Below are 250 nucleotides of genomic sequence, written 5' to 3'. Positions count from 1 at the left end.
GTTGAAGAAACAGAAGGGCTTAAAAGATGTTACATCAAGCGCTGAGGACTCCTATGTCGAGTACACCTTCCGAGTTGCACAAGATGAATTAATCAAATATGGTTTAACCGCAGGACAGCTTGTGATGATGTTAAATCCTACGAAGACCGAGGATGTTTTAACAACGATTGAAAAAGATGGCGATTCATTAGATGTTATCGTTCAGCAGGAACAGACGAAACAGCCGAAATCCATCGATGAAATGTTGAAA

1 protein-coding gene is annotated in these 250 nt (G+C 40.4%); it reads left to right on the top strand.

The annotated features are described in order from the left end of the window. A partial coding sequence (locus tag RYX56_RS24160) for a hypothetical protein (protein WP_317124357.1) occupies nt 1-250 on the top strand: 250 nt, incomplete at both ends.

It is taken from the genome of Alkalihalophilus lindianensis (assembly GCF_032843265.1).
Lineage (GTDB): Bacteria > Bacillota > Bacilli > Bacillales > Bacillaceae_D > Alkalihalophilus > Alkalihalophilus lindianensis.
Note: the sequence above shows the minus strand (reverse complement) of the source record. Positions and strands in the feature narration are given on the sequence as shown.